General features: G+C 71.1%; 19 protein-coding genes and 1 riboswitch. Of the genes, 10 read left to right on the top strand and 9 right to left on the bottom strand.

Going from position 1 to position 24070, the window contains the following annotated elements; genetic code table 11:
* Positions 1-39 precede the first annotated feature (39 nt).
* Positions 40-1677 carry a succinic semialdehyde dehydrogenase gene (locus OG289_RS30935; RefSeq protein ID WP_327317317.1) on the top strand — a complete coding sequence of 546 codons (1638 nt, stop codon included), beginning with the start codon at positions 40-42 and terminating at the stop codon, positions 1675-1677.
* A 29-nt stretch (positions 1678-1706) separates the two neighbouring features.
* A complete protein-coding gene (locus OG289_RS30940; RefSeq protein ID WP_327317318.1) occupies positions 1707-3500 on the top strand; it encodes a GMC family oxidoreductase in 1794 nt (597 codons plus the stop codon).
* Positions 3501-3607: 107 nt separating this feature from the next.
* On the opposite strand, the gene OG289_RS30945 is transcribed toward OG289_RS30940, so the two are convergent.
* On the bottom strand, positions 3608-4657 hold the full coding sequence (locus OG289_RS30945; protein WP_327317319.1) for an LPXTG cell wall anchor domain-containing protein: 1050 nt from the start codon (positions 4655-4657) through the stop codon (positions 3608-3610).
* A 719-nt stretch (positions 4658-5376) separates the two neighbouring features.
* The gene (locus OG289_RS30950) at positions 5377-5658 is read right to left on the bottom strand and encodes a chorismate mutase (protein WP_327317320.1); all 282 of its coding nucleotides are present in this window, start codon (positions 5656-5658) and stop codon (positions 5377-5379) included.
* Between the two features lie 330 nt (positions 5659-5988).
* Here OG289_RS30950 and guaA point away from each other — a divergent pair, with 330 nt between their 5' ends.
* A complete protein-coding gene (guaA, locus tag OG289_RS30955; protein WP_327317321.1) occupies positions 5989-7569 on the top strand; it encodes a glutamine-hydrolyzing GMP synthase in 1581 nt (526 codons plus the stop codon).
* A 12-nt stretch (positions 7570-7581) separates the two neighbouring features.
* On the opposite strand, the gene OG289_RS30960 is transcribed toward guaA, so the two are convergent.
* On the bottom strand, positions 7582-8070 hold the full coding sequence (locus tag OG289_RS30960; RefSeq protein ID WP_327317322.1) for a pyridoxamine 5'-phosphate oxidase family protein: 489 nt from the start codon (positions 8068-8070) through the stop codon (positions 7582-7584).
* 56 nt (positions 8071-8126) lie between these two features.
* Positions 8127-8753 (bottom strand): hypothetical protein, encoded by a 627-nt coding sequence (locus tag OG289_RS30965; protein WP_327317323.1) that lies wholly within the window; start codon positions 8751-8753, stop codon positions 8127-8129.
* Positions 8754-8863: 110 nt separating this feature from the next.
* On the opposite strand from OG289_RS30965, the gene OG289_RS30970 reads away from it, so the two are divergent.
* On the top strand, positions 8864-9658 hold the full coding sequence (locus OG289_RS30970) for a class II aldolase/adducin family protein (protein WP_327317324.1): 795 nt from the start codon (positions 8864-8866) through the stop codon (positions 9656-9658).
* A 243-nt stretch (positions 9659-9901) separates the two neighbouring features.
* Here the strand turns inward: OG289_RS30970 and OG289_RS30975 are convergent, their stop codons facing one another.
* Positions 9902-10819: a DUF4429 domain-containing protein gene (locus OG289_RS30975; RefSeq protein WP_327317325.1), complete on the bottom strand. Its 918-nt coding sequence runs from the start codon at positions 10817-10819 to the stop codon at positions 9902-9904.
* A gap of 201 nt (positions 10820-11020) precedes the next feature.
* Between OG289_RS30975 and OG289_RS30980 the strand changes: the two genes are divergently transcribed.
* Both OG289_RS30980 and OG289_RS30985 read left to right on the top strand, forming a co-directional pair.
* A complete protein-coding gene (locus OG289_RS30980) occupies positions 11021-12310 on the top strand; it encodes a hypothetical protein (protein ID WP_327317326.1) in 1290 nt (429 codons plus the stop codon).
* A 215-nt stretch (positions 12311-12525) separates the two neighbouring features.
* Positions 12526-13059 (top strand): DoxX family protein, encoded by a 534-nt coding sequence (locus tag OG289_RS30985; RefSeq protein WP_327317327.1) that lies wholly within the window; start codon positions 12526-12528, stop codon positions 13057-13059.
* A 180-nt stretch (positions 13060-13239) separates the two neighbouring features.
* Here the strand turns inward: OG289_RS30985 and OG289_RS30990 are convergent, their stop codons facing one another.
* A complete protein-coding gene (locus OG289_RS30990; RefSeq protein ID WP_327317328.1) occupies positions 13240-13485 on the bottom strand; it encodes a hypothetical protein in 246 nt (81 codons plus the stop codon).
* Positions 13472-15043, bottom strand: coding sequence for a PspC domain-containing protein (locus tag OG289_RS30995; protein ID WP_327317329.1), 1572 nt, complete (start codon positions 15041-15043; stop codon positions 13472-13474). The genes OG289_RS30990 and OG289_RS30995 overlap by 14 nt, the downstream gene beginning before the upstream one ends.
* A gap of 143 nt (positions 15044-15186) precedes the next feature.
* On the opposite strand from OG289_RS30995, the gene OG289_RS31000 reads away from it, so the two are divergent.
* Both OG289_RS31000 and OG289_RS31005 read left to right on the top strand, forming a co-directional pair.
* A complete protein-coding gene (locus tag OG289_RS31000) occupies positions 15187-16515 on the top strand; it encodes an ATP-binding protein (protein ID WP_442818981.1) in 1329 nt (442 codons plus the stop codon).
* Entirely contained in the window at positions 16512-17258 is a 747-nt protein-coding gene (locus tag OG289_RS31005; RefSeq protein ID WP_327317331.1) for a response regulator transcription factor, read from the top strand. Before OG289_RS31000 ends, OG289_RS31005 begins: the two co-directional genes overlap by 4 nt.
* 48 nt (positions 17259-17306) lie before the next feature.
* Here the strand turns inward: OG289_RS31005 and OG289_RS31010 are convergent, their stop codons facing one another.
* Entirely contained in the window at positions 17307-18386 is a 1080-nt protein-coding gene (locus OG289_RS31010) for a C40 family peptidase (protein ID WP_327320853.1), read from the bottom strand.
* Between the two features lie 571 nt (positions 18387-18957).
* Here OG289_RS31010 and OG289_RS31015 point away from each other — a divergent pair.
* The gene (locus tag OG289_RS31015; RefSeq protein WP_327317333.1) at positions 18958-19311 is read left to right on the top strand and encodes a hypothetical protein; all 354 of its coding nucleotides are present in this window, start codon (positions 18958-18960) and stop codon (positions 19309-19311) included.
* A 623-nt stretch (positions 19312-19934) separates the two neighbouring features.
* Here OG289_RS31015 and OG289_RS31020 read toward each other — a convergent pair.
* Positions 19935-21107 (bottom strand): C40 family peptidase, encoded by a 1173-nt coding sequence (locus OG289_RS31020; protein ID WP_327317334.1) that lies wholly within the window; start codon positions 21105-21107, stop codon positions 19935-19937.
* Positions 21108-21114: 7 nt separating this feature from the next.
* Positions 21115-21277, bottom strand: a riboswitch (cyclic di-AMP (ydaO/yuaA leader).
* A gap of 255 nt (positions 21278-21532) precedes the next feature.
* Here OG289_RS31020 and pcrA point away from each other — a divergent pair.
* Entirely contained in the window at positions 21533-24037 is a 2505-nt protein-coding gene (gene pcrA / locus OG289_RS31025; RefSeq protein WP_327317335.1) for a DNA helicase PcrA, read from the top strand.
* The last annotated feature ends 33 nt before the right edge of the window (positions 24038-24070 follow it).

Genomic DNA, 24070 nt, shown 5'->3' on the forward strand with positions numbered 1-24070 from the left:
GGGTACCCAAAGTCTTCTCCACGTCATACCCTGCGGCTCATGACGGACTCGCAGGCCCCGGAAAAGACGCCGGAAACGACGCCGGCCAAGACTGGCACCAACCCGCTCGCCCCCACCCCCACCGGCGTCCGCACCGCCGCCGACGTGGTCACCCCGGAGCTGGTCGCCCAGCTCACCAAGGGCGTGACCGGTTCCGGCCGTACGGCCAACCACACGCCGTTCACCGGAGAGAAGCTGGCCGACCTGCCCGAGTCCACCCCCGCGGACGTGGAGCGGGCCTACGAGGCGGCCCGCAGGGCGCAGGCCGTCTGGGCGCGCACGCCCGTACGGGAGCGCGCCGCCGTCCTGCTCCGCTTCCACGACCTGCTGCTGGCCCGCCAGGCCGAGGTGCTCGACCTCATCCAGCTGGAGACCGGCAAGGCGCGCCTGCACGCCCACGAGGAGGTGCAGGCCGTCGCCGTCGCCGCCCGCCACTACGGCCGCAAGGCCCCCGCCTACCTCCGCCCCAAGCGGCACGCCGGCGCCATGCCGACCCTGACGAAGGTCACCGAACTGCGCCACCCGCGCGGTGTCGTGGGCCAGATCGCCCCCTGGAACTACCCGCTGGAGCTGTCGGTCGGCGACGCGCTCCCGGCGTTCGTCGCGGGCAACGCGGTCGTCATGAAGCCCGACACCGAGACCTGCCTGACCGCCCTGTGGGCGCGTGACCTGCTCGTCGAGGCCGGTCTGCCCGCCGACGTCTTCCAGGTCGTGATCGGCGAGGGCGCCGTCGTCGGCCCGGAGGTCGTCCGCCACGCCGACTACGTCTCCTTCACCGGCTCCACCCGCACCGGCCGCGAGGTCGCCCAGGGCGCCGCCGCCCGTCTTGTCGGCGTCTCCCTCGAACTCGGCGGCAAGAACGCCATGCTGGTGCTCGAGGACGCCGACATCGAGAAGGCCGCGGCCGGCGCCGTCCGCGCCTGCTTCTCCTCCGCGGGCCAACTCTGCATCTCCATCGAGCGGTTGTACGTCCACGAGGCGATAGCGGACGCCTTCGTCGAGCGCTTCGCCGCCCGCACCCGGGCCATGCGCCTCGGCACCTCCCTCGCCTACGGCGCCGAGATGGGCTCCCTGGTCGGCGAGCGCCAGCTGGAGACGGTGACCCGGCACGTGGAGGAGGCCGTCGCCAAGGGCGCCAAGGTCGTCGCCGGCGGTGTCGCCCGCCCGGACATCGGCCCGTACTTCTTCGAACCCACCATTCTCGACGGCGTGACCGAACCCATGTCCGTCTGCGCCGAGGAGACCTTCGGCCCGGTCGTCTCCATCTACCGTTTCAAGACGGACGACGAGGCGGTCGAGCAGGCCAACTCCACGCCGTACGGCCTGAACTCGTCTGTCTGGACGAAGGACGCCCGCCGTGGCCGCGACGTCGCCTCCCGGCTGCGCACCGGCACGGTGAACGTCAACGAGGGCTACGCCTCCGCCTACGGCAGCGTCCAGTCGCCCATGGGCGGCATGAAGGACTCCGGTCTCGGTCGCCGTCACGGCTCCGAGGGCATCCTCAAGTACACGGAGGCCCAGACGGTGGCCCAGCAGCGCCTGCTGCCGATGGCCCCGGCCCTGGGGATGAGCGACGAGAAGTACGCGGAGGTCATGAGCACCAGCCTGAAGGTGATGAAAGCACTCCGCCTGCGCTAGACACCACCCGTTCTCAACGAGGAGAGCACGTGCCCCAGGACTCTTACGACTACGACGTCATCGTCGTCGGCTCAGGCTTCGGCGGCTCGGTGACCGCCCTGCGCCTGGCGGAAAAGGGCTACAGCGTAGGAGTCCTGGAAGCCGGCCGCCGCTTCACCCGCGCGTCCCTCCCGAAAAACTCCTGGGACCTGAAGAACTACCTGTGGGCTCCCAGGCTCGGCTGCTATGGAATCCAGCGCATCCACCTGCTGGGCAACGTCATGGTCCTGGCCGGCGCGGGCGTGGGCGGCGGTTCCCTCAACTACGCCAACACCCTCTACGTACCGCCGAAGCCCTTCTTCGACGACCCCCAGTGGCGTGACATCACGGACTGGCAGGAGGAGCTGAAGCCGTACTACGACCAGGCGCGCCGCATGCTCGGGGTACGGCTCAACCCGACGACGACCCCCTCCGACGTGCACCTGAAGGCGGCCGCTGAGCGGATGGGCGTCGGCGACACCTTCCACATGGCGCCGGTCGGCGTGTTCTTCGGCGACGGCGAGGACGCTGACGGCGCGGGCACGAAGGCGAGGCAGGGGGAGCGGGTGTCCGACCCCTACTTCGGCGGAGCGGGGCCCGACCGCAACGCCTGCACCGAGTGCGGCGAGTGCATGACCGGCTGCCGGCACGGCGCGAAGAACACGCTGAACGAGAACTACCTCCACCTCGCCGAGCGGGCGGGCGCGGTCGTGCACCCCATGACGACGGTCGTGTCGGTCACGGACGACTCGCAGGGCGGCTTCGCGGTCGCCACCCTCCCCACCGACGACCGGCGCAAGGGCAAGGGCAGGGAGAAGGGCAGGGTCCTCAAGGCCCGCCGGGTCGTCCTCGCCGCCGGGACGTACGGCACCCAGACCCTGCTGCACCGCATGAAGGCGGGCGGCCAACTCCCTTACCTCTCCGACCGGTTGGGCGAGCTGACCCGCACCAACTCCGAGGCCCTGGTCGGCGCCCAGACCGACGACCGCCGCTACCGCAAGGCGACCGGCGCGCCGAAGGCCGACTTCACGCGCGGGGTCGCCATCACCTCCTCGATCCACCCGGACGAGAACACCCACATCGAGCCGGTCCGCTACGGCAAGGGCTCCAACTCGATGGGCGGCCTGTCGATCCTCCAGGTGCCGTACGCGGAGGGCTCGTCGAGGGTCGCCGGCTGGCTGGCGAACGCGGCCCGCCACCCCCTGCTCGTCCTGCGCTCGCTGTCCAACCGCCGCTGGTCGGAGCGGACCATCATCGGCCTGGTGATGCAGTCCCTGGACAACTCGCTGACGACGTACCTGAAGCCGGACGGCGTCGGCAAGGGCCTGCTGACGGCACGTCAGGGCCATGGCGCCCCCAACCCCAAGCAGATCAGGGCCGCTTCCGAGGCCGCCTCCGCGCTCGCCGCCGACATCAACGGTTTCGCCGGGTCCAACGTGGGCGAGCTGATGGGCACCCCGCTCACCGCCCACTTCCTCGGCGGCTGCCCGATCGGCGACTCGCGCGAGACGGGCGTCATCGACCCGTACCACCGCCTCTACGGCCACCCCGGCATCTCGGTCGTCGACGGCGCCGCGGTCTCGGCGAACCTGGGCGTGAACCCGTCGCTCACCATCACCGCCCAGGCCGAGCGCGCGATGTCGTACTGGCCGAACAAGGGCGAGACGGACCCGCGTCCGGCGCAGGGAGCGGCGTACGAACGTCTGAAGCCGGTGGAGCCGGTCAGCCCGGCGGTGCCGGCGGACGCCTTCGGCGCCCTGCGCCTGCCGTTCCTGGGAATGCCGACCGTTCCGCCCAAGCAGTAGGACTGCCCCTCGAGCAACAGGGCTGCCCGCCCGAGCAATAGGCGAAGGGACCTGCGCCCCCCTCCGAGCGCAGGTCCCTTCGCTGGTCCTCAGATCCTCAGGACGTGTTACGCGTGCGTGCCGACCTTGCGGCGGCGCGCGACGAACACCGCGCCCGCACCGGCGACCACGGCGGCCCCGCCGACCAGGCCGATCATCGGCAGCGCGGAGCTGGAGCCGGTGGAGGCGAGACTGCCGCTGATCGGCTTGGCGCCGCCCTGCGGCTTGGTGCCGCTGGTGGGCTTGTCGCCGTTCGGCTTCGCGTCGTCGGCGTCGCCCGCGTCGCCCCCGGCGGCGAGGATCTCGACGTCGTACTCGTCACCGTTGAAGTGGCAGTCGGCCTTGTCACCCACGTAGACGGCCTCGCTCATCGCGAACGAGGAGCCCGCCGGGGCCTTCGCACTGACCTTCACCCGCAGGTCGATGGTGGCGGAGGAGTCCTTCTCCAGCTCGTCGAGCAGGCCCACGAAGGAACCGGTGACGTTGACGGTCTTGCCGTTCTCGTCGTCGTAGGAGTCCTGGTAGGCGTTGGTCCACTTGCCGTCCTCCTTGACCTGGACGACGGCGAGGCCCTCGGACAGCCAGGCGTCCGTGTCGTCGGCGTACTCCAGGAACGTGGCCATGTACACGTTCTTGAAGTCGGCGTCGGAGTTGTTCTCGACCTCGTAGGTGAAGTCGTGCCAGCCGGACCCGGCGACGATCTTGCTCGGCAGGCCGCTGATCGTGGCCGAGAGGTTCTTGTCCAGGTCGATGGACTTGCAGTCCGTGTACGGGTCGAACCCGTCCTCGTCCTCGGAGGCCGAAGCGCTCGCGCCGGCCGTGCCCGAGCCGGACGCGGACGGCGACGTGGTGTCGGACGGCGTGCCGGACGCCTTCGCACCGCCGTTGGACTCGGACGACGACGAGGAGGAGGGCGACGTGGTGTCGGTCGCGGAACCTGACGCGCTCTGGTCGTCCGACTCGGACGCGGACGGCGCCGTGGTGATGGTCTCCGTCGCTGTCGCGCTAGGGGAGGCGGTGTCGTTCCCCTCCGCGAACGCGGCGGGCGCGGACAGCAGGGCGAGCGGCGCGATGACGGCGGTCGCGGCCATGGTGACCATCGTGCGGCGAAGCTTCATGAAGACCTCGGTGGAATTGGTTGGGGAGGCCTTCCGCATGGGGGTGTGGGAGTGGGCCTTGGTTCGCTAGGTGTGACAGGCGAGTCCTGTGAACAGTTGCCCTCCACTCACGGGAACTTTATGTGGCGCGCGTCACGCCCGCCGGGGTGTCGATTCCGCACCCCCCTCGGTCCTGGCGACCCTCGCCCGGACATGGCGAAGGGCCTCGCGGGACGGAATCCGCGAGGCCCTTCGCCATCGTCAGCACCGGCGTCAGGGCAGCGCCGGTGCCTGGGAGCGGCGCCGGGGGGTTGCGCCGCTGGCTTGTCGAATGCCGTGCTGGGCCGAACGTGCCGTGCGGGGCCGAACGTGCCATGCAGGGCCGAACTGGAGCTTTCTACGCATCGTGCTGGATGAGCGCGGCCCCCGCAACCGTTTGACCCAGCCCTTGTGCATTTTTGCATTTTCCGCCGGTCGGCCCCGGGCGTCCCCGAGACCGACCGTTCTCTTGGGTGACCGGGCTGCTGTCCCCTGCCGTCCGGTCACCTGTCCGGAGCGAGGTCCCACGGCGCACGGCACGATCCGTACGCCTCATCGCTCCAGCGAGCCACGCGTGGTTCTTCCGGGCCCGCCCCTGGCTGGAACGGACACCGGGACCAACGACACCGCCCGCGGGGTGGTCACGCGCCGTACGGGTGAGAGGACGCCCGAACTGACGACGCCCGAACCGGCGCCCGACCTCAGACGCGGCCCCGGCACAGTTCGAGCAGAGTCATCGCCAACGACGTGCCGGGCTTGCCGAGGGCATCCCTGTAGTGGCCGAGGACCTCCATCTCGCGGGAGAGGTTCACCCGCCGGCCGCCGGAAGTGATCCGCGCCTCCTGGATGACGGCGGAGACGGCCATCCGTTCCTGGATCAGACCGATGATCCGGTCGTCGAGGGTGTCGATGCGCTCGCGGGCGCCGGTGATCACGTCGGCGGCCTCGGGGGTACGGGCGCCGGTCACGTCGAGGACGGTCATGGGGGCTCCTGTGATGGGTACGGGGTGTCCCGGAGCGGCCGGACCCGGAAAACGACAGGCGCCCCGGGCCTTGTCGGCCCGGGGCGCCTGGGAAGTCGCTTGTCAGTTGCTCAAGCAGCACGACCATGGCAGCCGGTGGGCCGGTTGCCATAGGTAAAGAGGAAGGTCGTGTGCGGAAGCATGAGACCAGTATGCAGGGTCGTCGGGCGAGGTCCAAGGGGGTTCGCATCCTGAGACGTGGCAGGCCGTTCCGGCGCCGGGACCGGACCCACGTCCACCTCGGTAGAATTGGCCAGCACAGAGACCCCGCCCAACCGCCGGAAGGCCCCCGTGTCATCAGCGACTCCCGCTGCCGCCGCCCCCGACACCGTTCTGGTCGTCGACTTCGGCGCGCAGTACGCCCAGCTCATCGCCCGTCGAGTCCGCGAGGCGCGGGTCTACAGCGAGATCGTGCCGAGCACCACGCCGGTCGAGGAGATGCTCGCCAAGAACCCGGCGGCGATCATCCTCTCCGGCGGCCCCTCGTCCGTGTACGAGGAGGGCGCCCCGACCGTCGACCGCGCCCTCTTCGAGGCCGGCGTCCCCGTCTTCGGCATGTGCTACGGCTTCCAGCTGATGGCGCAGGCCCTCGGCGGCACCGTCGACAACACCGGCGCCCGTGAGTACGGGCGCACCGACCTGCACGTCTCCCGCTCGTCCTCCACCCTCTTCGAGGGCACCCCGGCCGAGCAGGCCGTGTGGATGTCGCACGGAGACGCCTGCTCCGCCGCCCCCGAGGGCTTCAGTGTCAGCGCTTCCACGGACGTCGTCCCGGTCGCCGCCTTCGAGAACGACGAGAAGCGGCTGTACGGCGTCCAGTACCACCCCGAGGTCATGCACTCCACGCACGGCCAGCAGGTGCTGGAGCACTTCCTCTATCGAGGTGCCGGTCTCACCCCGTCCTGGACCACGGGCAACGTCATCGACGAGCAGGTCGCGGCCATCCGCGAGCAGGTCGGCGACAAGCGCGCCATCTGCGGCCTCTCCGGCGGCGTGGACTCGGCGGTCGCCGCGGCCCTCGTCCAGAAGGCCATCGGCTCCCAGCTGACCTGCGTCTACGTCGACCACGGTCTGATGCGCAAGGGCGAGACCGAGCAGGTCGAGAAGGACTTCGTGGCCGCGACCGGCGTCCAGCTGAAGGTCGTCGACGCGGAGGAGCGTTTCCTCACCGCCCTCAAGGGGGTCAGCGACCCCGAGGAGAAGCGGAAGATCATCGGCCGCGAGTTCATCCGCGTGTTCGAGCAGGCCCAGGCGGAGATCATCGCGGACGCGGGTCCCGCGGTGGAGTTCCTGGTCCAGGGCACGCTGTACCCGGACGTCGTCGAGTCCGGCGGCGGCACCGGCACCGCGAACATCAAGTCGCACCACAACGTGGGCGGCCTGCCGGAGGACCTCGAGTTCCAGCTCATCGAGCCGCTGCGCAAGCTGTTCAAGGACGAGGTCCGGATGGTCGGCCAGGAGCTCGGCCTGCCGGAGGAGATCGTCCAGCGCCAGCCGTTCCCGGGCCCCGGCCTCGGCATCCGGATCGTCGGCGAGGTCACCAAGGAGCGCCTCGACCTGCTCCGCGACGCCGACGCCATCGCCCGCGAGGAGCTGACGGCGGCCGGTCTCGACCGGGAGATCTGGCAGTGCCCGGTGGTCCTCCTCGCGGACGTGCGCAGCGTCGGCGTCCAGGGCGACGGCCGCACCTACGGCCACCCGATCGTCCTGCGCCCGGTCTCCTCCGAGGACGCCATGACCGCCGACTGGTCGCGCCTCCCGTACGACGTCCTGGCGAAGATCTCCACCCGGATCACGAACGAGGTGCGCGACGTCAACCGCGTCGTCGTCGACGTGACCTCGAAGCCGCCGGGCACCATCGAGTGGGAGTAGCCCCTTGTCGGTCTATGTCCGCTTGAGAGTCCGCACCGGCTCTTCGGGCTTCCAGACCTGGGCGACGAGATACGTGTCGTCCTCGACGTAGGTCCGAACGACCTCCGTCAGTTCGGTGCGGAAGAGGTGGAACGGCTCCGGCGGTTCCACCTCTTTCACGTACGCCGCCCGCGCCTCCCCGTCCGCCACCTCGACGGCCCGACCCGCGATCCGTACGTCGCCCCCGCCCATCCCGGTGCCCTCGCCGGGGTTGGCCTGGAGGCAGAAGCGGGGGTCTCGGCGCAGGTCGAGGGCCTTGAGCGAGCCCGGCATCATGCCGAGCCACAGCTCACCGCCGAGGAAACGGACCTCGACACCGGTGGTGCGCGGCGAGCCGTCCTTGCGCAGGGTCGCGAGGACGTGGTGGGCGAAGGCGCCGAAGCGGGCTTCGGCGATCTTCGCGAACTCGGGTTCCGTGTCGGCGAACGCCGCCCAGTTCACAGGCTTACGACTCACTGTCATACGTCGAGTCTGGCCCGGATACCCGACATCTTCTGTCGGTGTTTTTGCTCGTGCGGTCAGAACCCCTGCGGCACCGGGCGCACGTACCGCTCCAGCCCTGTCTCGTCCCGCACCGGCGTGCAGCCCGCCGCCGTGAGCCGCTGGGCCAGCTTCGCGCGCCGGCTCGTGTTCACCCGCAGGGCGCCCAGCATGAGCGCCGGCATCAACACCGCCAGCGGGAGCAGGACGGCGTACTTGCCGGTCAGCGGGGCCATCAGCAGGAACAGCACCGCCGAGCCCCAGCCGATGAACTGCAGCTGCTTGCGGTTGGCGGCCACGCCGAGGGCGTCGTGGCGGATGAGCGCGGTGATCACGTCGACGTCCGCCTGGGCCTCGGGGACCGGGGTGAGCGAGCCCAGGTACATGCCCGGCACAGGGCGCCCGGGGTCCGGGTCGGGGAAGGCCGCCGAGTTCGCCGCGGCCCGCTGCCGTGCCCACGGGCTGGGGTCGCGCACCAGCTGGACGTGGAGGACGCGCTGCTTGCCGACGAGTCGCACGCTCTCGTACCGGAAGCCATAGCACTCGGCGATGTAGACCAGTGCGCCGAATGTCTGCAACTCGGCGAAGGGATGGATGAGCTCGATGGCGTTGCGCGTCGTGATCTGACGCATGAGGGAGGTGATGTGACGGTCGGCGATGCTCAAGACGTGCTCCGAAGGCGACGGAAATCGTCATCTTTGCATAACACCTCTGCCCTTTTGCACTGACCGACGGTAACTTCCGCGTCGTAAAGCAACCCAGTGCTGGAGGACCGATGCACGGGCCCACGCCGCCTGCCCCGCTGCCCACCGACCGGCTGCAGTTCGCGATGCCGCCGATGCACGAGTCGGTGGAGGACGAGCGCCGGCACCGCAAGGAACGCCTGGCGGGGGCGGTGCGGATCTTCGGGCGGCTCGGCTTCGAGGACGGCGTCTCCGGGCACATCACCGCCCGCGACCCCGAGTTCAGCGACTGCTTCTGGGTCAACCCGTTCGGGATGCCGTTCAAGCACGTCACCGTCAGCGACCTGGTGCTGGCCAACGCCGACGGGCAGGTCGTCGAGGGCCGCTACCACGTCAACCAGGCCGCCTTCACCGTGCACGCGCAGGTCCACGCCGCCCGCCCCGACGTCGTCGCCGTCGCCCACTGCCACTCGGTCCACGGCCGGGCCCTGGCCGCGCTCGGCGAGCTGCTCGACCCCATCACCCAGGAGAGCTGCGCGTTCTACGAGGACCACGCCCTCTACGACGCCTACACCGGTGTGGCCGTCGACGCGGGGGAGGGACGGCGCATCGCGGCCGCGCTCGGCTCCCGCAAGGCGCTCGTGCTGCGCAACCACGGGCTGCTGACGGTCGGTGACTCCGTCGACGCCGCCGCCTGGTGGTTCTTGTCTATGGAACGCTCCAGCCAGGTCCAGCTGACCGCGCGGGCGGCGGGCCGGCCGGTCCTGATCGACCACCGCGCGGCGGTGGCGACCCGGGAGCAGCTCGGCGGCGACCTGGTGGCCTGGATCAACTACCAGCCGCTCTGGCAGGACATCAGCAGAAGCGAGCCCGACCTGCTGAGCTAGCGCCGTGGCAGGCGACGTTCGCCCCGTCGCGACGCCCGGCACGCATTCCCACTGCCTCAAAGGGGTGGGATGTGCCCCCCGTTCGCCGCACCGGCCGAAGACCCACGTACGTCCAGTACGAGGGCCTTCGGCCGGCACTCCCCCAGCCTTCGGCCGGGGGACCCCCAGAGCACGCACCGGACGCCGCTCCTTCACTGGCAAACGGTGCCTGCCGCCAACGTCCCGGGACAGCACAACTGGCGCCTAGAACCCGCGCAGTATCACGGCCTTCGTCATGGCGAACTCCTCGTCCGTCAGTACCCCGTCCCGGTGCAGCTCGCCCAGCTCGCGCAGCCGACGCAGCAGCACGTCGTGGTGGTCGCTCCGGGGCGGGACGGACGCCGCGATCCGGCGGCGCCGGGCTGCGCCCTGCTGCTCGTCCCCGTTCTCGTTTTCGCGCTCAGTGTGCGCGCGGGCGGAGGGATGCGGGAGGCGGGCGGTGACCGCGGTCGCCACCAGGGCCGTCAGCAGGTCGCGGCTCACGTTTCCCCACAGGTCCAGGGCGTACGGGTCCTTCTCGGCCGGCAGTTTCGAGAACACCGTCTCGCGGGTCACGAAGCGCAGGAAGCCGTCCTCGTAACCGGAGTTGGGCAGCCACTCGACCTGCACGAGGTCTCCGATGCCGATCACGCGCGGGCCGGTCGCCCGCTTGACCCGGTCCGAGGTGTCCGCCCAGTCGACGCGCACCTGGGTGCCGTCGAAGGACACGGTGCCGTCGGAGGACCGCACCGAGACCGGAACCGGCGGACCCGGCAGGAGGTAGGCCCTGGTCGGCTCATGGGGGATCTGGTCGAGCAGCAGCGCGTGGCGGATCTCCTCGGCGAGGTACTCGGCGACCCCGGAACGGTCCACGTCCACCGAGAGGCGATAGGGATCGGCCGCGTCGGGCAGCCGCCCGCCGGTCGCCTGCAACAGCGGATCGGCCCCCTCGCGCAGCCGCATCCGCAACCGGCCGCGCTTGCGTTCGGGCTCGTAGACGATCCCGGCGACCGCCTCCAGAGGCACGGTGATCTCCCCGTACGTCTGCCGGAACAGCGGTACGGAGCGGTGCAGCCCCGGCGTGATCCTGACCGTTGTGCCGTCGAAGGCCCAGGTCCCGTCACGCTGGATGATCTCGGCCATACGGAAATTCTCGCAGCCGGGTCAACACGGCCCGCCGCGCTTCACCCGCGCCGACCGGACCTACCGGAACCGACAGGGTGTGCCGTAGGGCACAATTCGCTGTCATCACAGGGGAGTTGTTCACAGGGTGGCGCCAGGGGCCTCAACGGGCTCTCCAGGGCCGCCATCCGATCGGGTCGTGCGGAAAGGCGGGCGTCGGACGTGGCGGTGCAGGAGGCGAGACAGGGCGCGGCCCCTGGCCCGGGGGCGGGCGCGCACGAGGGCGGCTGCACCTGCGGGGACTGCCCGCACGGGGCGCGCGAGGGACACCGGCGCGCGGCGGCCGAGTTCCTGCTGAAACGGGACGAGTTCGCCGCCGGGCAGGGCCTGCCGGCCGCCGTCGCCCACTCCGCCTCCGCCTCCCGGCAGTGGGTCTCCGAGGAGCTGACGCAGTCCGCGGAACTCGTCGCCGACCGTGGGCGCGCCGAGGGCGAGGCCTGGCTGGCCCGTCTGTGGCTGCGCACGGCGGTCACCGTATGGGTGACGGTCGTCGCGCTGTTGCTGGTCCAGTCGCTGACCGCCATCGGCGTCGGCTGGACCGCCGCCCGCACCGCCGGACTCCTCTCCGCGCTCGTCGTCGCCGGCGCGCTGACCGCCGCCTCCTGGTTCCACCGGGCCCGCGGCGGGGCGCTCGCCCCGGTGATCGGCGAGGACAACCGCCTCTCCACCTCCCGCGCGGTCGCCGCCGCCTGGGTCCTGCTCGTCGCCTACGCCGTGCTGGTCCTGGTCGGACGGCTCGCCGCCGCCTCCGGCCACGCCGAACGCGACGCGTTGATCGCCGGACTCGACCTCGCCCGTGGCGCCGGCGTGGTGACCGTCCTCGCCGTGGTCTGCGGGATCGCCGTCCTGGTGCGCCGGGTGGTCGGCCTGCGCGTCCTCGCCCAGCGGCTCCAGAAGGTCCGCGCCCACCGCCCGCGCGCGGCCGACCTGCTGACCGACGACGCCGGCCGCGGCACCTTCGCCGACATCCAGTACGTCGTGATCGCCGCCGTCGCCCTCGTCTTCGCCGCGGTCCGCCTGGCCCGCCGCCCCGACCAGCTCCCCGACCTGCCCTGGGGCCTGGCCGTCGTGGTCCTCGTCTCGGCCGCGACCTATCTCGCCGGCAAGTACGCCGAGGGCGGCCGCCCCGTCATCCTCTCCGTCGTCCGCTCTCGCGAGGCCGGTGACCTCGACGCCCCGATCCGCACCGGCGACGACATCGAGATCCGCGGCGCCGGCTTCGTCCCGCCCGGCGCCCAGACCGCGGACCGCCTCTCCCGCATGGTCGTCCGCATCGGCCCGGTCCACGTCCACGTCCCTCTCGTCCCGGTCACGCGCGGCTTCAGCAACCCCACCGACGCCGTCCTCACCGTCCCCGTTCCGGTGGACGTGGAACCGGGACGGCTCGAGGTACAGGTCGTCACAGCGGCGGGAACGGAGACGAACCGGTACGCGATCGACGTGACGGAGTGAACGGGCGGGGGACGACGGGAACGAACCCGCTGGGCGGCGTGAATCGGTGGGGCGGAGTGAGCCGACGCCGGGCCGGGTGAACCGGTGAGGCGGAATGCCCGTGCCAATGACTGGTGGGACGGAGAGCCCGTGCAACCAGTTGAGCGCACCCCCCATTTCGTACGTATGGTCTGTTGAGGGGTCCCACCACTCCGGGCGAGAGGCGGCTACGGGCGATGACTCACGGCATGCGGACGGACAGCTACCCTCCTTACCTCGACGGCGGCGGCCGCAGTTGGCGTGACACCGCCACCCGGTACGCACTCCTTCCTCTGCGGATCTTCCTCGGCGTCACCTTCATCTACGCGGGCCTCGACAAACTCACCGACAGCGCCTTCCTGAAGGACAGCGGCGCCGGCTCGATCGGCGACACCATGCGCGCCGTCCGTGATTCCTCGGCCATCCCGGCCCTGGTCGACATGGCCCTGAAGAGCCCCGTCGGCTTCGGCTACGCCATGGCCTTCGGTGAACTCGCCGTCGGTATCGGCACCCTGCTGGGCCTTCTTACCCGAATCGCCGCCCTCGGCGGCGCGTTGATCTCGCTCAGTCTGTGGCTGACGGTGAGCTGGGCCTCGGACCCGTACTACTACGGCAACGATCTCGCCTACCTCATGGCCTGGCTGCCCCTCGTCCTCGCGGGCGCCCCCGTCCTCTCCCTCGACGCTGCCTGGCGCAACAGGCGACGACAACGGGTGGGAGGCCTGGGCTAGAGCCTGGAGGCCCGAGCTGGAGCCCGCGACCGGCCGGCCAATGGGCCGACTTCCCTGGCACGCGAACCGGCCGACCGGGCGGTCCTGAAATCGGGCGGTCCTGAAACCGGTCCTGAAACCGGGCGACCCTGCGGCCGTGACCGAGTTCCCGGGCGGCTGGGTTCCCGGGAACCCAGCCGGTCAGGGGGTCGTGTCCGCGCCTGCCTCGGTCGCGGTGCTGCGGCGGGACGCGCCGTGTCGTCTGCGTATGCTCCGGGCCACGATGCCCGTCGCGCCCGCCAGACAGAGGCCTGCCGCGACGACGGGGATCACCACGAACCAGGGCGTTTCCCAGAGGCCCCCCGCGTCACCGGCGTAGATGACGCCCGCGAGAGTGAAGAAAGCACCGGCGACCAGCCTGCCGGGCCGGAACTCATGACGCAGCACGGGCCACCTCCGCCTGTCCGACTCCGACCTGGAGGTCGAGGTCGATGGTCCCGGCGTCCGTCTTGCCCGAGAGCGGCGACAGGGTCACCTCCTTGTGCTTGCCCGGCTGCACGTCCACGTCCTTCTCGTCGTCGCCCGGCAGCTGGATGTCTCCCAGCCCCACGTCGATCCTCACCTTCACGATCACGTCCGGCGGCACGATCACCCGCAGTCGGCCCGCCCCCACCTCGGCATTGGTACTCACGGTCTGCCCCTTGGACAGGTCCAGCCGGGACAGGTCCAGGGTGCCGTCGCCGGAGCCCAGGTCGTAGGCCGTCCGTACGTCCGCCGCCGCCGCGGGCTGCCACGTCATGTCGATCCAGTGCGTGCCGATGTCCTTCGGCAGGACGGCCGTGCCGGCCAGTAGGCCCGCCGTGATGATCGCCAGGAACACCGACCCCGCGCCCGTCCGCCCCAGGAACGAGCTGACCGCGATGCCCACCCCGAGCACGATGAGCGCCGCCGCCAGACCGGCCTGAAGGCTGGTGCCGAGCGGGTGGTCGTCCCAGGTGAGCCGGGTGACGAGGCCGCCCGCGAGCAGGGAGAGCAGGAAGAGCCAGCCGCCGATCCAGCGTGGCCCGCGAGGCCCGGCATACGGCTCGTGCGGGGTGCGTATGTCCTCGGGGCGGCGCGTGTGGCCGGTCAGGTCGACGTTGATGGCCGCCGTGATGCCCCGCCCACGGGCGTCCCACGGGCCCCACAGATAGCCCGTGCCGCCGTCGTGCGTGCCGTCCTTGATTATGGGGTCGCGCCACCAGGACGGGTAGGCGATGGAGACCGGCGGCGCCTGGGCCTCCGGCGGGGCGTCGGCCGCGGCCTGGGCGGCGAGTGGGTCGGCGTCGGAGGAGTCCCGGTGCCGCGACCAGTACCCGGCGCCCGCGAGGAGCAGGGAGACGACGACGGCGAAGGTCAGCACGCTGCCGTTGTTCAGCATCGACAGGAACACCCCGCAGCCGACCAGCGCGAACAGCACGGCCGCGAGGGCCTGGCCGTCGACCCGGCCGGTCAGGAGCTTGCGCACCTCGTTCTGCCCGTCGTCGGCGTACGGGACGAAGAGCCAGGCGAAGCCGTAGAAGATGAGGCCGATACCGCCGGTCGCGGAGAGAACGGCGAGCGTGATCCGGAAGATCACCGGGTCCATGTCGCACTGCCGCCCGAGGCCCGCGCACACGCCGGCGAGCATTTTGTGCTCGCGATCCCGCCGGAATCTGGGCGGAGGGCCGACGGCTCCGGTGCCGGCGGCCTTCCCGGTCGCTGCCCCAGTGTTAGCCCGGGCGGCCCTCGCGGCGGCTGTCGCGGCCTCGGCAGCCGCCTCGGCCGCCGTCCTGGCGCCCGCTTCCTCGGACGGGCCGCGTCCTCCGCGGTCTCCCTGCTCTCCCCGCTTTTCGTGCGCGCCTGCCCGCCCGTGCGCGCGAGGCTTCTCACCCGCGGCGCCTGGGGCGCCGGGGGACGGGGCGGCCGCGTCGGGCGCGGTGCCCCCGTCGGGCACGGCGTCCGCGGCGTGCTGGTGATCTGTCATGAGTCCATGGTGGCGGGCGAGCCGCCCTCGCGGCAGTCGGAATGACCCTGGTCGGACCCTGATATCGGCCCTGATCCGGGGCAGGGGAGGCGTTCGACCTGCGGGGGCTTCGAAGATCAGGGGCGTCTCGGGGGCGAACCCTGATGCCCGGGATCGGCGCCCGTGTGACCATCGTTGGCATGCCGGAAGCCGCAGCAGCGCCACTCGTCGAACCGCGGCCCCCGCGCAAGCTCTACCGCAGCAGCGACGGACGCTGGCTCGGTGGCGTCGCGCGAGGGCTCGCCGGGCACCTCGGGCTGCCCGTGGTGTGGGTGCGGCTCGTTTTCGTCGGCCTGTTCATGGCGGACGGCCTCGGCGCCCTGCTCTACGCGGCCTTCTGGTTCTTCGTACCGCTCGGGATCGGCGGTGTCGGCGACCAGAAGCCCCCGGCGTTCGTCGCCACCGAGACGGCGCCCGACGGCCGCCGCAGACTCGTCGCCCGCAAGCCGGACAAGGGGCAGATCGTCGCCCTGCTCCTCATGGTCGTCGTCGCCATGGTGTTCGTGGGCAACGTGAATCTGGGCAACGGCGCCAAGGCGTATCTCCTGCCCGCCGTCCTCGTCGGCGCGGGCGTCGCCCTCGTCTGGCGCCAGGCGGACAACGCGCGCCGGGCCCGCTGGGTCGAGGTCGGCCGCAGACGCCGTACGCTCACGTTCCTGCGCGCGGGCGCCGGCGTCCTGCTGGTCACCGCCGGCGTCTCCGGCACCTTCGTCCTGCAGGGCTCCGCCGCCCACCTCGGCTCCGTTCTGCAGGCGGCCCTCGCCGTGATCGTCGGCATCACGCTCCTCGCCGGTCCCTACCTGGTTCGCATGACGCAGGACCTCTCCGAGGAACGCCTGATGCGCATCCGCGCCCAGGAACGCGCGGAGGTCGCCGCTCACGTCCACGACTCGGTGCTGCACACCCTGACGCTGATCCAGCGCAACGCGGAGAACGCCGGGGAGGTGCGCCGCCTCGCCCGCGCCCAGGAGCGTGACCTGCGTACCTGGCTCTACAAACCCGAGGGCACGGGCAAGGAGGAGGCCGACGAGCCGACCACGGTCGCCGACGCGGTGCGGCGCAACGCCGCCGAGGTCGAGGACAAGCACGGCGTCCCCATCGAGGTCGTGGTCGTCGGCGACTGCCCGCTCGACGAGCGGGTCGGCGCACAGATGCAGGCCGCGCGCGAGGCGATGGTGAACGCGGCCAAGTACGGTGGCGAGGGCGGCGCCGTGCAGGTCTACGCCGAAGTCGAGGGCAGGACGGTCTTCGTGTCCGTCCGTGACCGCGGACCCGGCTTCGACCTCGACTCGATACCCGCTGACCGCATGGGCGTTAGAGAATCGATCATCGGCCGCATGGAGCGTCATGGCGGCACGGCGCGGCTGCGGGCGGTCCCGGGCGGCGGCACGGAGGTCGAGCTGGAGATGGAGAGGGCGGAGAAGACGTCATGAGCGATCCGACCGAGACGAACGGTACGACGGGAGCGGCGGAGTCGGCCGAGCCGGCGAAGGCCGCCGGTGACGGCGCGGGCGGGCGCCACGTGCGCGTGGTCCTCGTCGACGACCACCGCATGTTCCGTACGGGGGTGCAGGCCGAGATCGGCCAGACCGAGCAGACCGGCGTCGAGGTGGTCGGTGAGGCGGCGGACGTCGACCAGGCGGTCACCGTCATCACCGCGACCCGGCCCGAGGTAGTCCTCCTCGACGTCCACCTGCCGGGCGGCGGCGGGGTCGAAGTGCTGCGCCGCTGCGCCCCGTTGATGGCCGACGCCGAACGGCCGGTGCGCTTCCTCGCCCTGTCCGTGTCGGACGCGGCGGAGGACGTGATCGGGGTGATCCGTGGGGGCGCCCGGGGCTATGTCACCAAGACGATCACCGGCACCGACCTGGTGAACTCCATCTTCCGGGTGCAGGAGGGCGACGCCGTCTTCTCGCCGCGCCTCGCCGGGTTCGTCCTCGACGCCTTCGCCTCGACCGACGCCCCGCCGGTCGACGAGGACCTCGACCGTCTCACCCAGCGCGAGCGCGAGGTCCTGCGGCTCATCGCCCGTGGCTACGCCTACAAGGAGATCGCCAAGCAGCTCTTCATCTCGGTCAAGACGGTCGAGTCGCACGTCTCGGCGGTGCTGCGCAAGCTCCAGCTGTCCAACCGGCACGAACTGACCCGGTGGGCCACGGCACGGCGGCTGGTGTGACGAACAGGAGCGCAGCCGGGTGACGGCGACCTCTCGGGGCTGAGGGGCTCACACCACCCGTGTCGCGCCCGCGAAGGGCATCTCGTCGATCGGTGCCACGCGCACCGGGGCCGACGGGTTCGGGGCGTGGATCATCTGGCCGTTGCCGATGTAGAGGCCGACGTGGGTGATGCCGGAGTAGAAGAACACCAGGTCGCCGGGGAGGAGTTCGGAGCGGGAGATCCGCTGCCCGGCGCCGATCTGGGCGTAGGTGGTGCGGGGCAGGGAGACGCCGGCGGAGCGGTACGAGGCCAGGACGAGGCCCGAGCAGTCGAAGGCGTTCGGCCCGGTCGCGCCCCACACATAGGGGCTGCCGAGCTTGGAGTAGGCGTAGGAAACGGCGGCCGCCGCACGGGAGTTGGGGGCTTCCGCGGTGGCGGAGCCGGCTGCCGGGAGGTCGGCGCGTCCGCCCGTCGAGGCGCGTGAGGCGCGGTTGCCCGTGGTGGCGTCGCCGGCCCCCTCGCCGATCCGGGACCGCTCCGCCGCCGTCAGCTGGGACAGCAGGCGGCGTGCCGCGTCCAGCTTGCCGGTGATTGTTTTCTTGTGCGTCTTCAGCTCGGTCTGACGCGCCTTGAGCGAGGTCAGTTCGACGCGCGCGGCGCCGCGCAACTGCTCGATCTCGCGCAGCTGTCTGCGGACCTGGGCAACGGCGGCGGACTGGCGGGCGCCGGCGCGTTCGGCGAGGGCGGCGCCGTCGAGGTACCGGTCGGGGGCGTCGGAGAGCGCCAACTGCACGGAGGGGTCCAGTCCGCTGCTGCGGTACTGCGCGGCCGCCATCGAACCCAGCGCTTCCCGCGCCGAGTTGAGCTTCTCCTCCTTGCGTGCCGCCTCGTCGCGCAGGGTCTTCAGCCGTTGCTCGGCCGTCTTCGTCTTCTCCTGCGCGCCGTTGTACTTCTCGGTGGCTTCCTCCGCCTCCTGGTACAGCTTGGCCACCTTCGCCTTGACCTGGGCCGGAGTCAGGTTCGGTTCGGCCTGTCCGGTCCCTTCGAAGGCCGTCGCCGTCGCCGCGCCGGCGAGGGCGAGGGTGAACGCCGTACGGGCCGTCTGGCCGCCGAGCGAGCGCTGTCGGGGCCTGCGGTGCGCTGCCACGTGGGACTGCACGTCCTTTCGTACGACCGCCGCGTTCTCGGCCGTCCGCACGGCTGCCGGGTGACCACCGTGGGGGGCGGGCGGACGGCCTCGGGGGAGCGGCTGACGCGTCCGGTGGCGTCCCGCACGGGGAAAGCGGGACGCCGCCGGACCTTCTCGGCGGTGGTGGCCGACTGCCGCCCCTGGCCCGGGCGGCGGTGGGGAGCCGGTCACCTGGGGGAGGACGCTAGGCCCGTTTGTGTCGGGTCGGTAACGCGAAGTACGGAAGTGACGTGAGCGGACTGCCGGGTGACCGTATGTGTCCGAGAATCCGGGCCGGGCGCGTCGGGTTCGCGCGGCGTGCTGACCGAAGCGGTGATTCCGGGGCATGTCGGTGCGGCGGATGCTATGGAGCGCATATATGCATGTGCCGTCGGGTCGGGACGGTCGGGTCCGGTCGGGTCCCGTAGGGACGGTCGGGTTCGGTCGGGACGGTCGGGTCCGGTTGGGACGGTGTATCGGTGTCTCGGCGAACCGGTGGAGTGAGGGCCGGTGTCGGGCGCGCGGAGGCGGCTGATTAGCATCCGGCTTCATGGACGTACTCATCCACCTTTTCGTCGGCCTGCACATCATCGGCATCGCCGCGCTCCTGGGCGGCTTCCTCACCCAGATGAAGGCGATGGGCCAGGGTGCGGCCCGCTTCGTTCCCGCGATGCTGCACGGCGCGGCGACGATGCTGGTCACCGGCGTGATCCTGGTCGGCCTCAACCAGGCGGACGACCAGCACGTCAACAACATCAAGATCGGTGTGAAGCTGGCCCTGCTGATCGTGATCCTCGGTCTCGTCTATGTGAAGCGGGACGACGAGAAGGTGGAGAAGCCCCTGTTCGGGCTGGTCGGACTGCTGACCGTGGCGAACATCTTCATCGCGGTGCTCTGGACCTGACGGAGGCGCGGGCCGCGGCCAGTGCCGCAGCGGCGACGGCCAGCCACGCCGCCACCGCCACAGGCCGACCGGCACGATCCCGGTCGCCATCACCGCGGCCCCGGACGTCGGTGGCCTCCGCGCCCACCACAGGCGGAGAGTAGAACCGGGAGAGGGCGCAGGCGAGGGACGAGCCGAGGAGCCGGGCATGCGCCCGATGCCAAGGAGCACGACGCGCCCCACGAGCGGGGCACGCGCGCCGGCACGCAGAAATACACGCGGGTGCGGGGCGCGAGGGAGGAGTGGGCAGGGAGGTTGCGAGCGCGGTGCCGTGGCGGCCCGGGGAGAGGGCCGGGGGAGGGCGTACAGCCAGGCGGGCGCGGGCAGGCGGGAGCGGGCGCGGGAGCGCTGGTGGCGGGAGAGGGAGCAGGCAGGCGGGAGCGGTGGACGAACCCACGCGCGCGTGCGCGCTACGAAGCCCACGCGCGCGTGCCCGCTACGAAGCCCACGCGCGCGCCTCCCCGGGAACGACTCACGCGCGTGCGACGACGCTCACCCCGCCCACGCGCGCGTCGCGTGCTCGACGACAAGGTCCGTCACGCGCGTGTGCTCAACCGCAAGGTCCGTCATGCGCGCGTGTGCTCTCAAGCCGGGCGTACCACGCTGTGGATGCCCGACTCGCCGTCGTAGTAGATCGACTCCTCGCGGACGTAGGCGCCCGGCTTCGGAGCGTGGATCATCATGCCGTTGCCGATGTAGATACCGACGTGGCTGACGTCGTCGTAGAAGAAGACCAGGTCGCCGGGCTGGGCGTCGGCGAGGGAGACCGTCGTGCCGGCGTTCACCTGGTCGTAGGTGGTGCGCGGGAGGGTGACGCCGGCGGCCTTCCAGGCGGCCTGGGTGAGGCCGGAGCAGTCGTAGGAGTCGGGGCCCGTGGCACCCCAGACGTACGGCTTGCCGATCTGCGCGCGGGCAAAGGCGAGCGCCTTCTCGGCTTTGGTGGCGTACGACGAGTCCGTGGTGGAAGTGGAGGGAGAGGTGGACGAGGACCCGGACCCTGTGCTCGACGAGCCGGCGCCGCTCTCCTGCTGCGCGGCTGCCTGCTCCGCCGCCTGCTGACGGGCGAGCTCCGCCGCCTTGCGCGCGGCCTCCTCCTGCTTCTGCTTCTCGATCGCCGCGAGGCGGGCCTTTTCCTGGGCCGTCAGCTGGGACAGCAGCTCACGCGCGTCGCCGAGCTTCTTCTGGACGGTGGCCTTGGCGGTCCTCAGATCGCTCTGCGTGTCGGTGAGCGTCGCGAGGCTCTCGGCGGCCTCCTGGCGCTTCTTCATCGTCGCCGACTGCTCGGTGACGAAGGCGTCGACCGAAACCTTCTGGCGGTCGGTCAGCCGGCTCATCAGCTGGTTCTGGTCGAAGTAGTCCTGCGGAGTGTCCGCGAGGAGGAAGGTCGCCGTGTCGGGTGCGGAAGCGCCGGTGCGGTACTGGGCCGCGGCATAGGAACCCAGTTCCTCCCGCGCCTCGTTGAGCTTCTGGGCCCGCTGCGCGACGTCGTCCAGGAGGCCGTCGACCTGCTTGCGCTGCTTGGTCGTCTTCTCCTTGGCGGCGTTGTACTTCTCGGTCGCCGACTCCGCCTGGCGGTAGAGGTCGTCGACCTTCTTCTCGACCTCTTCCAGGCTCGGCTTGCCGTCGTCCGACGGGGCCGCGTTGGCCGTCTGGGAGAGCAGGGCCACGGACGTGAGGGCGGCGGTGGCGAGGGCGGGCGTGCGTATGCCTGCCACGCGTGTGCCCGTGGAGCGCGGCTTGCGGTGCTGCGACGCCAAGGGAGGCGACTCCTTCCAATGCTCCGCCTACCGGGTTAGCTGTCGGGTTCGGGCGGGTAGATCGGAAGGGTTGCCCTACGGCCGCCTCCCCGAGAGGGAGTTGGGCCGATTCACCCCAAGGTCTCGGTGGGTCCCCGGCTCCGGCTGGCGCGAGCGGGCGCGTCGGACTCGGCGGAGGCCGCGCGGCCCGGCGGGGTTCGCCGGTGGGGGTCGTACGGCCTGCCCGGCACGGTAGCCAACTCGTGTGGCCCGTGTGAAGGATGATGGGCGATATGCCCGATACATTTTCGTGACCAACGGTCATGATCTCGTTTCTTGACCGTCTCGGTCGCGGATCGTGATGGCGGACTCCCGGAGGGTGAGTGCGGGAGATGTTCCCGGGACGGCGGCCGGTTGTCAGTGGCGCCCCCTAGACTCGGAGAGCGATGAGCAGCCTCTTTGACGACAGCTTCCTGGCGGACCTCCAGGGCCCTCGTGCCCACGAGGAGGAACCCCCGCCGCCCGAGGACGATCACGGACCGGAGTCGGTTCCGGACGATCTGTTCGGCGGGAAGTTCGACGTGCCACCGGACCGGGACGCCTACTACCGCGGCGGCGCCCCGCGCCCGGCGCTGGACGCGGCGGCGCTGCTGGAGGGGCTGAACGACAACCAGCGCGCGGCCGTCGTCCACGCCGGTACCCCCCTGCTCATCGTGGCCGGTGCCGGCTCCGGCAAGACGCGCGTGCTCACCCACCGCATCGCCCACCTCCTCGCGGAGCGCAACGTCCACCCGGGGCAGATCCTCGCGATCACCTTCACCAACAAGGCCGCGGGCGAGATGAAGGAGCGCGTCGAGCAGCTCGTCGGCCCGCGCGCGAACGCGATGTGGGTGATGACATTCCACAGCGCGTGCGTGCGCATCCTGCGCCGGGAGAGCAAGAAGCTCGGCTTCACGTCGTCGTTCTCGATCTACGACGCCGCCGACTCCAAGCGCCTCATGGCCCTGGTCTGTCGCGACCTGGACCTCGACCCCAAGCGCTATCCGCCCAAGTCCTTCAGCGCCAAGATCAGCAACCTGAAGAACGAGCTGGTCGACGAGGAGGACTTCGCGGCCCGGGCCACCGACGGCTTCGAGAAGACCCTCGCCCAGGCCTACGCCATGTACCAGTCGCGGCTGCGCGAGGCCAACGCCCTCGACTTCGACGACCTGATCATGACGACGGTCAACCTGCTGCGCGCCTTCCCGGACGTCGCCGAGCACTATCGCCGCCGCTTCCGCCACGTCCTGGTCGACGAGTACCAGGACACCAACCACGCCCAGTACGCCCTGGTCAGGGAGCTGGTCGGCACGTCCGAGCACCCCGTCGACGTGCCCCCCAACGAGTACGACGTACCGCCGGCCGAGCTCTGCGTCGTCGGTGACGCCGACCAGTCGATCTACGCCTTCCGGGGCGCGACGATCCGCAACATCCTCCAGTTCGAGGAGGACTACGCGGACGCGACGACGATCCTGCTGGAGCAGAACTACCGCTCCACACAGACGATCCTGTCCGCCGCCAACGCGGTCATCGAGCGCAACGAATCCCGCCGCCCCAAGAACCTGTGGACCAACGCGGGCGCGGGCGCGCGCATCACCGGCTACGTCGCCGACACCGAGCACGACGAGGCGCAGTTCGTCGCCGACGAGATAGACCGACTGACGGACGCGGGTGACGCGAAGGCCGGTGACGTCGCCGTCTTCTACCGCACCAACGCCCAGTCCCGTGTCTTCGAGGAGATCTTCATCCGGGTCGGCCTGCCCTACAAGGTCGTCGGCGGCGTCCGCTTCTACGAGCGCAAGGAGGTCCGGGACGTCCTGGCCTACCTGCGCGTCCTGGCCAACCCCGAGGACTCGGTGCCGCTGCGCCGGATCCTCAACGTGCCCAAGCGCGGTATCGGCGAGCGCGCCGAGGCGATGATCGACGCCCTCTCCCAGCGCGAGAAGATCAGCTTCGCGCAGGCGCTGCAGCGCGTCGACGAGGCGTACGGCATGGCCTCGCGGTCGACGAACGCCGTGAAGCGGTTCAACGCGCTGATGGAGGAGCTCCGCACGATCGTCGAGTCGGGCGCGGGGCCTGCGACGGTCCTGGAAGCGGTCCTCAACCAGACCGGTTACCTCGCCGAGTTGCAGAACTCCACCGACCCGCAGGACGAGACCCGCGTCGAGAACCTCCAGGAACTCGCCTCCGTCGCCTTGGAGTTCGAGCAGGAGTCCGGCGAGGAGGAGGGCGAGGGCGCGACGCCGGCCGGGCTCTCCGACTTCCTGGAGCGGGTCGCCCTGGTCGCCGACTCCGACCAGATCCCCGACGAAGAGGAGGACGGCTCGGGCGTCATCACCCTGATGACCCTGCACACCGCCAAGGGCCTCGAGTTCCCGGTCGTTTTCCTCACGGGCATGGAGGACGGCGTCTTCCCGCACATGCGCGCCCTCGGCCAGACCAAGGAGTTGGAGGAGGAGCGCCGACTCGCGTACGTGGGCATCACGCGCGCGCGTGAGCGGCTGTACCTCACCCGGTCGTCGCTGCGCAGCGCCTGGGGACAGCCCTCGTACAACCCGCCCTCCCGGTTCCTGGAGGAGATCCCGGCGACGCACGTGGACTGGAAGCGGACGGGGGCGACCGCGCCCGTGTCCTCCGGCCCGGTGTCCGGGGTGGCGTCGTCGCTGGCCTCGATGCCCTCGTCCCGATCGCGTTCCTCGGCCGCGGGCGCGTCCGGCTTCGCGACGCGCCGGACGTCGGAGAAGCCGGTGGTCGCGCTGGCCGTCGGCGACCGTGTCACGCACGACCAGTTCGGACTCGGCACGGTCGTCGGCGTGAAGGGCACGGGTGCGAACGCGGAGGCCACGGTCGACTTCGGCGACACCAAGCCGAAGCGGCTGCTGCTGCGGTACGCGCCGGTGGAGAAGCTCTAGAAGCTCTAGAGGCGATAAGACGTGAAAGGCCCC

The organism is Streptomyces sp. NBC_01235, assembly GCF_035989285.1.
Lineage (GTDB): Bacteria > Actinomycetota > Actinomycetes > Streptomycetales > Streptomycetaceae > Streptomyces.

Coding starts and splice junctions, on each gene's coding strand:
- OG289_RS30950 (WP_327317320.1), bottom strand. CDS start 5,658: ATGACCGTCCTCGACGTGACCGGCGCCCGTACCCCCGAGGCCGCCGAC.
- pcrA (WP_327317335.1), top strand. CDS start 21,533: ATGAGCAGCCTCTTTGACGACAGCTTCCTGGCGGACCTCCAGGGCCCT.
- OG289_RS30935 (WP_327317317.1), top strand. CDS start 40: ATGACGGACTCGCAGGCCCCGGAAAAGACGCCGGAAACGACGCCGGCC.
- OG289_RS31000 (WP_442818981.1), top strand. CDS start 15,187: ATGCCCGGGATCGGCGCCCGTGTGACCATCGTTGGCATGCCGGAAGCC.
- OG289_RS30995 (WP_327317329.1), bottom strand. CDS start 15,043: ATGACAGATCACCAGCACGCCGCGGACGCCGTGCCCGACGGGGGCACC.
- OG289_RS31005 (WP_327317331.1), top strand. CDS start 16,512: ATGAGCGATCCGACCGAGACGAACGGTACGACGGGAGCGGCGGAGTCG.
- OG289_RS30975 (WP_327317325.1), bottom strand. CDS start 10,819: ATGGCCGAGATCATCCAGCGTGACGGGACCTGGGCCTTCGACGGCACA.
- OG289_RS30960 (WP_327317322.1), bottom strand. CDS start 8,070: ATGACAGTGAGTCGTAAGCCTGTGAACTGGGCGGCGTTCGCCGACACG.
- OG289_RS31015 (WP_327317333.1), top strand. CDS start 18,958: ATGGACGTACTCATCCACCTTTTCGTCGGCCTGCACATCATCGGCATC.
- OG289_RS30945 (WP_327317319.1), bottom strand. CDS start 4,657: ATGAAGCTTCGCCGCACGATGGTCACCATGGCCGCGACCGCCGTCATC.
- OG289_RS30970 (WP_327317324.1), top strand. CDS start 8,864: ATGCACGGGCCCACGCCGCCTGCCCCGCTGCCCACCGACCGGCTGCAG.
- OG289_RS30985 (WP_327317327.1), top strand. CDS start 12,526: ATGACTCACGGCATGCGGACGGACAGCTACCCTCCTTACCTCGACGGC.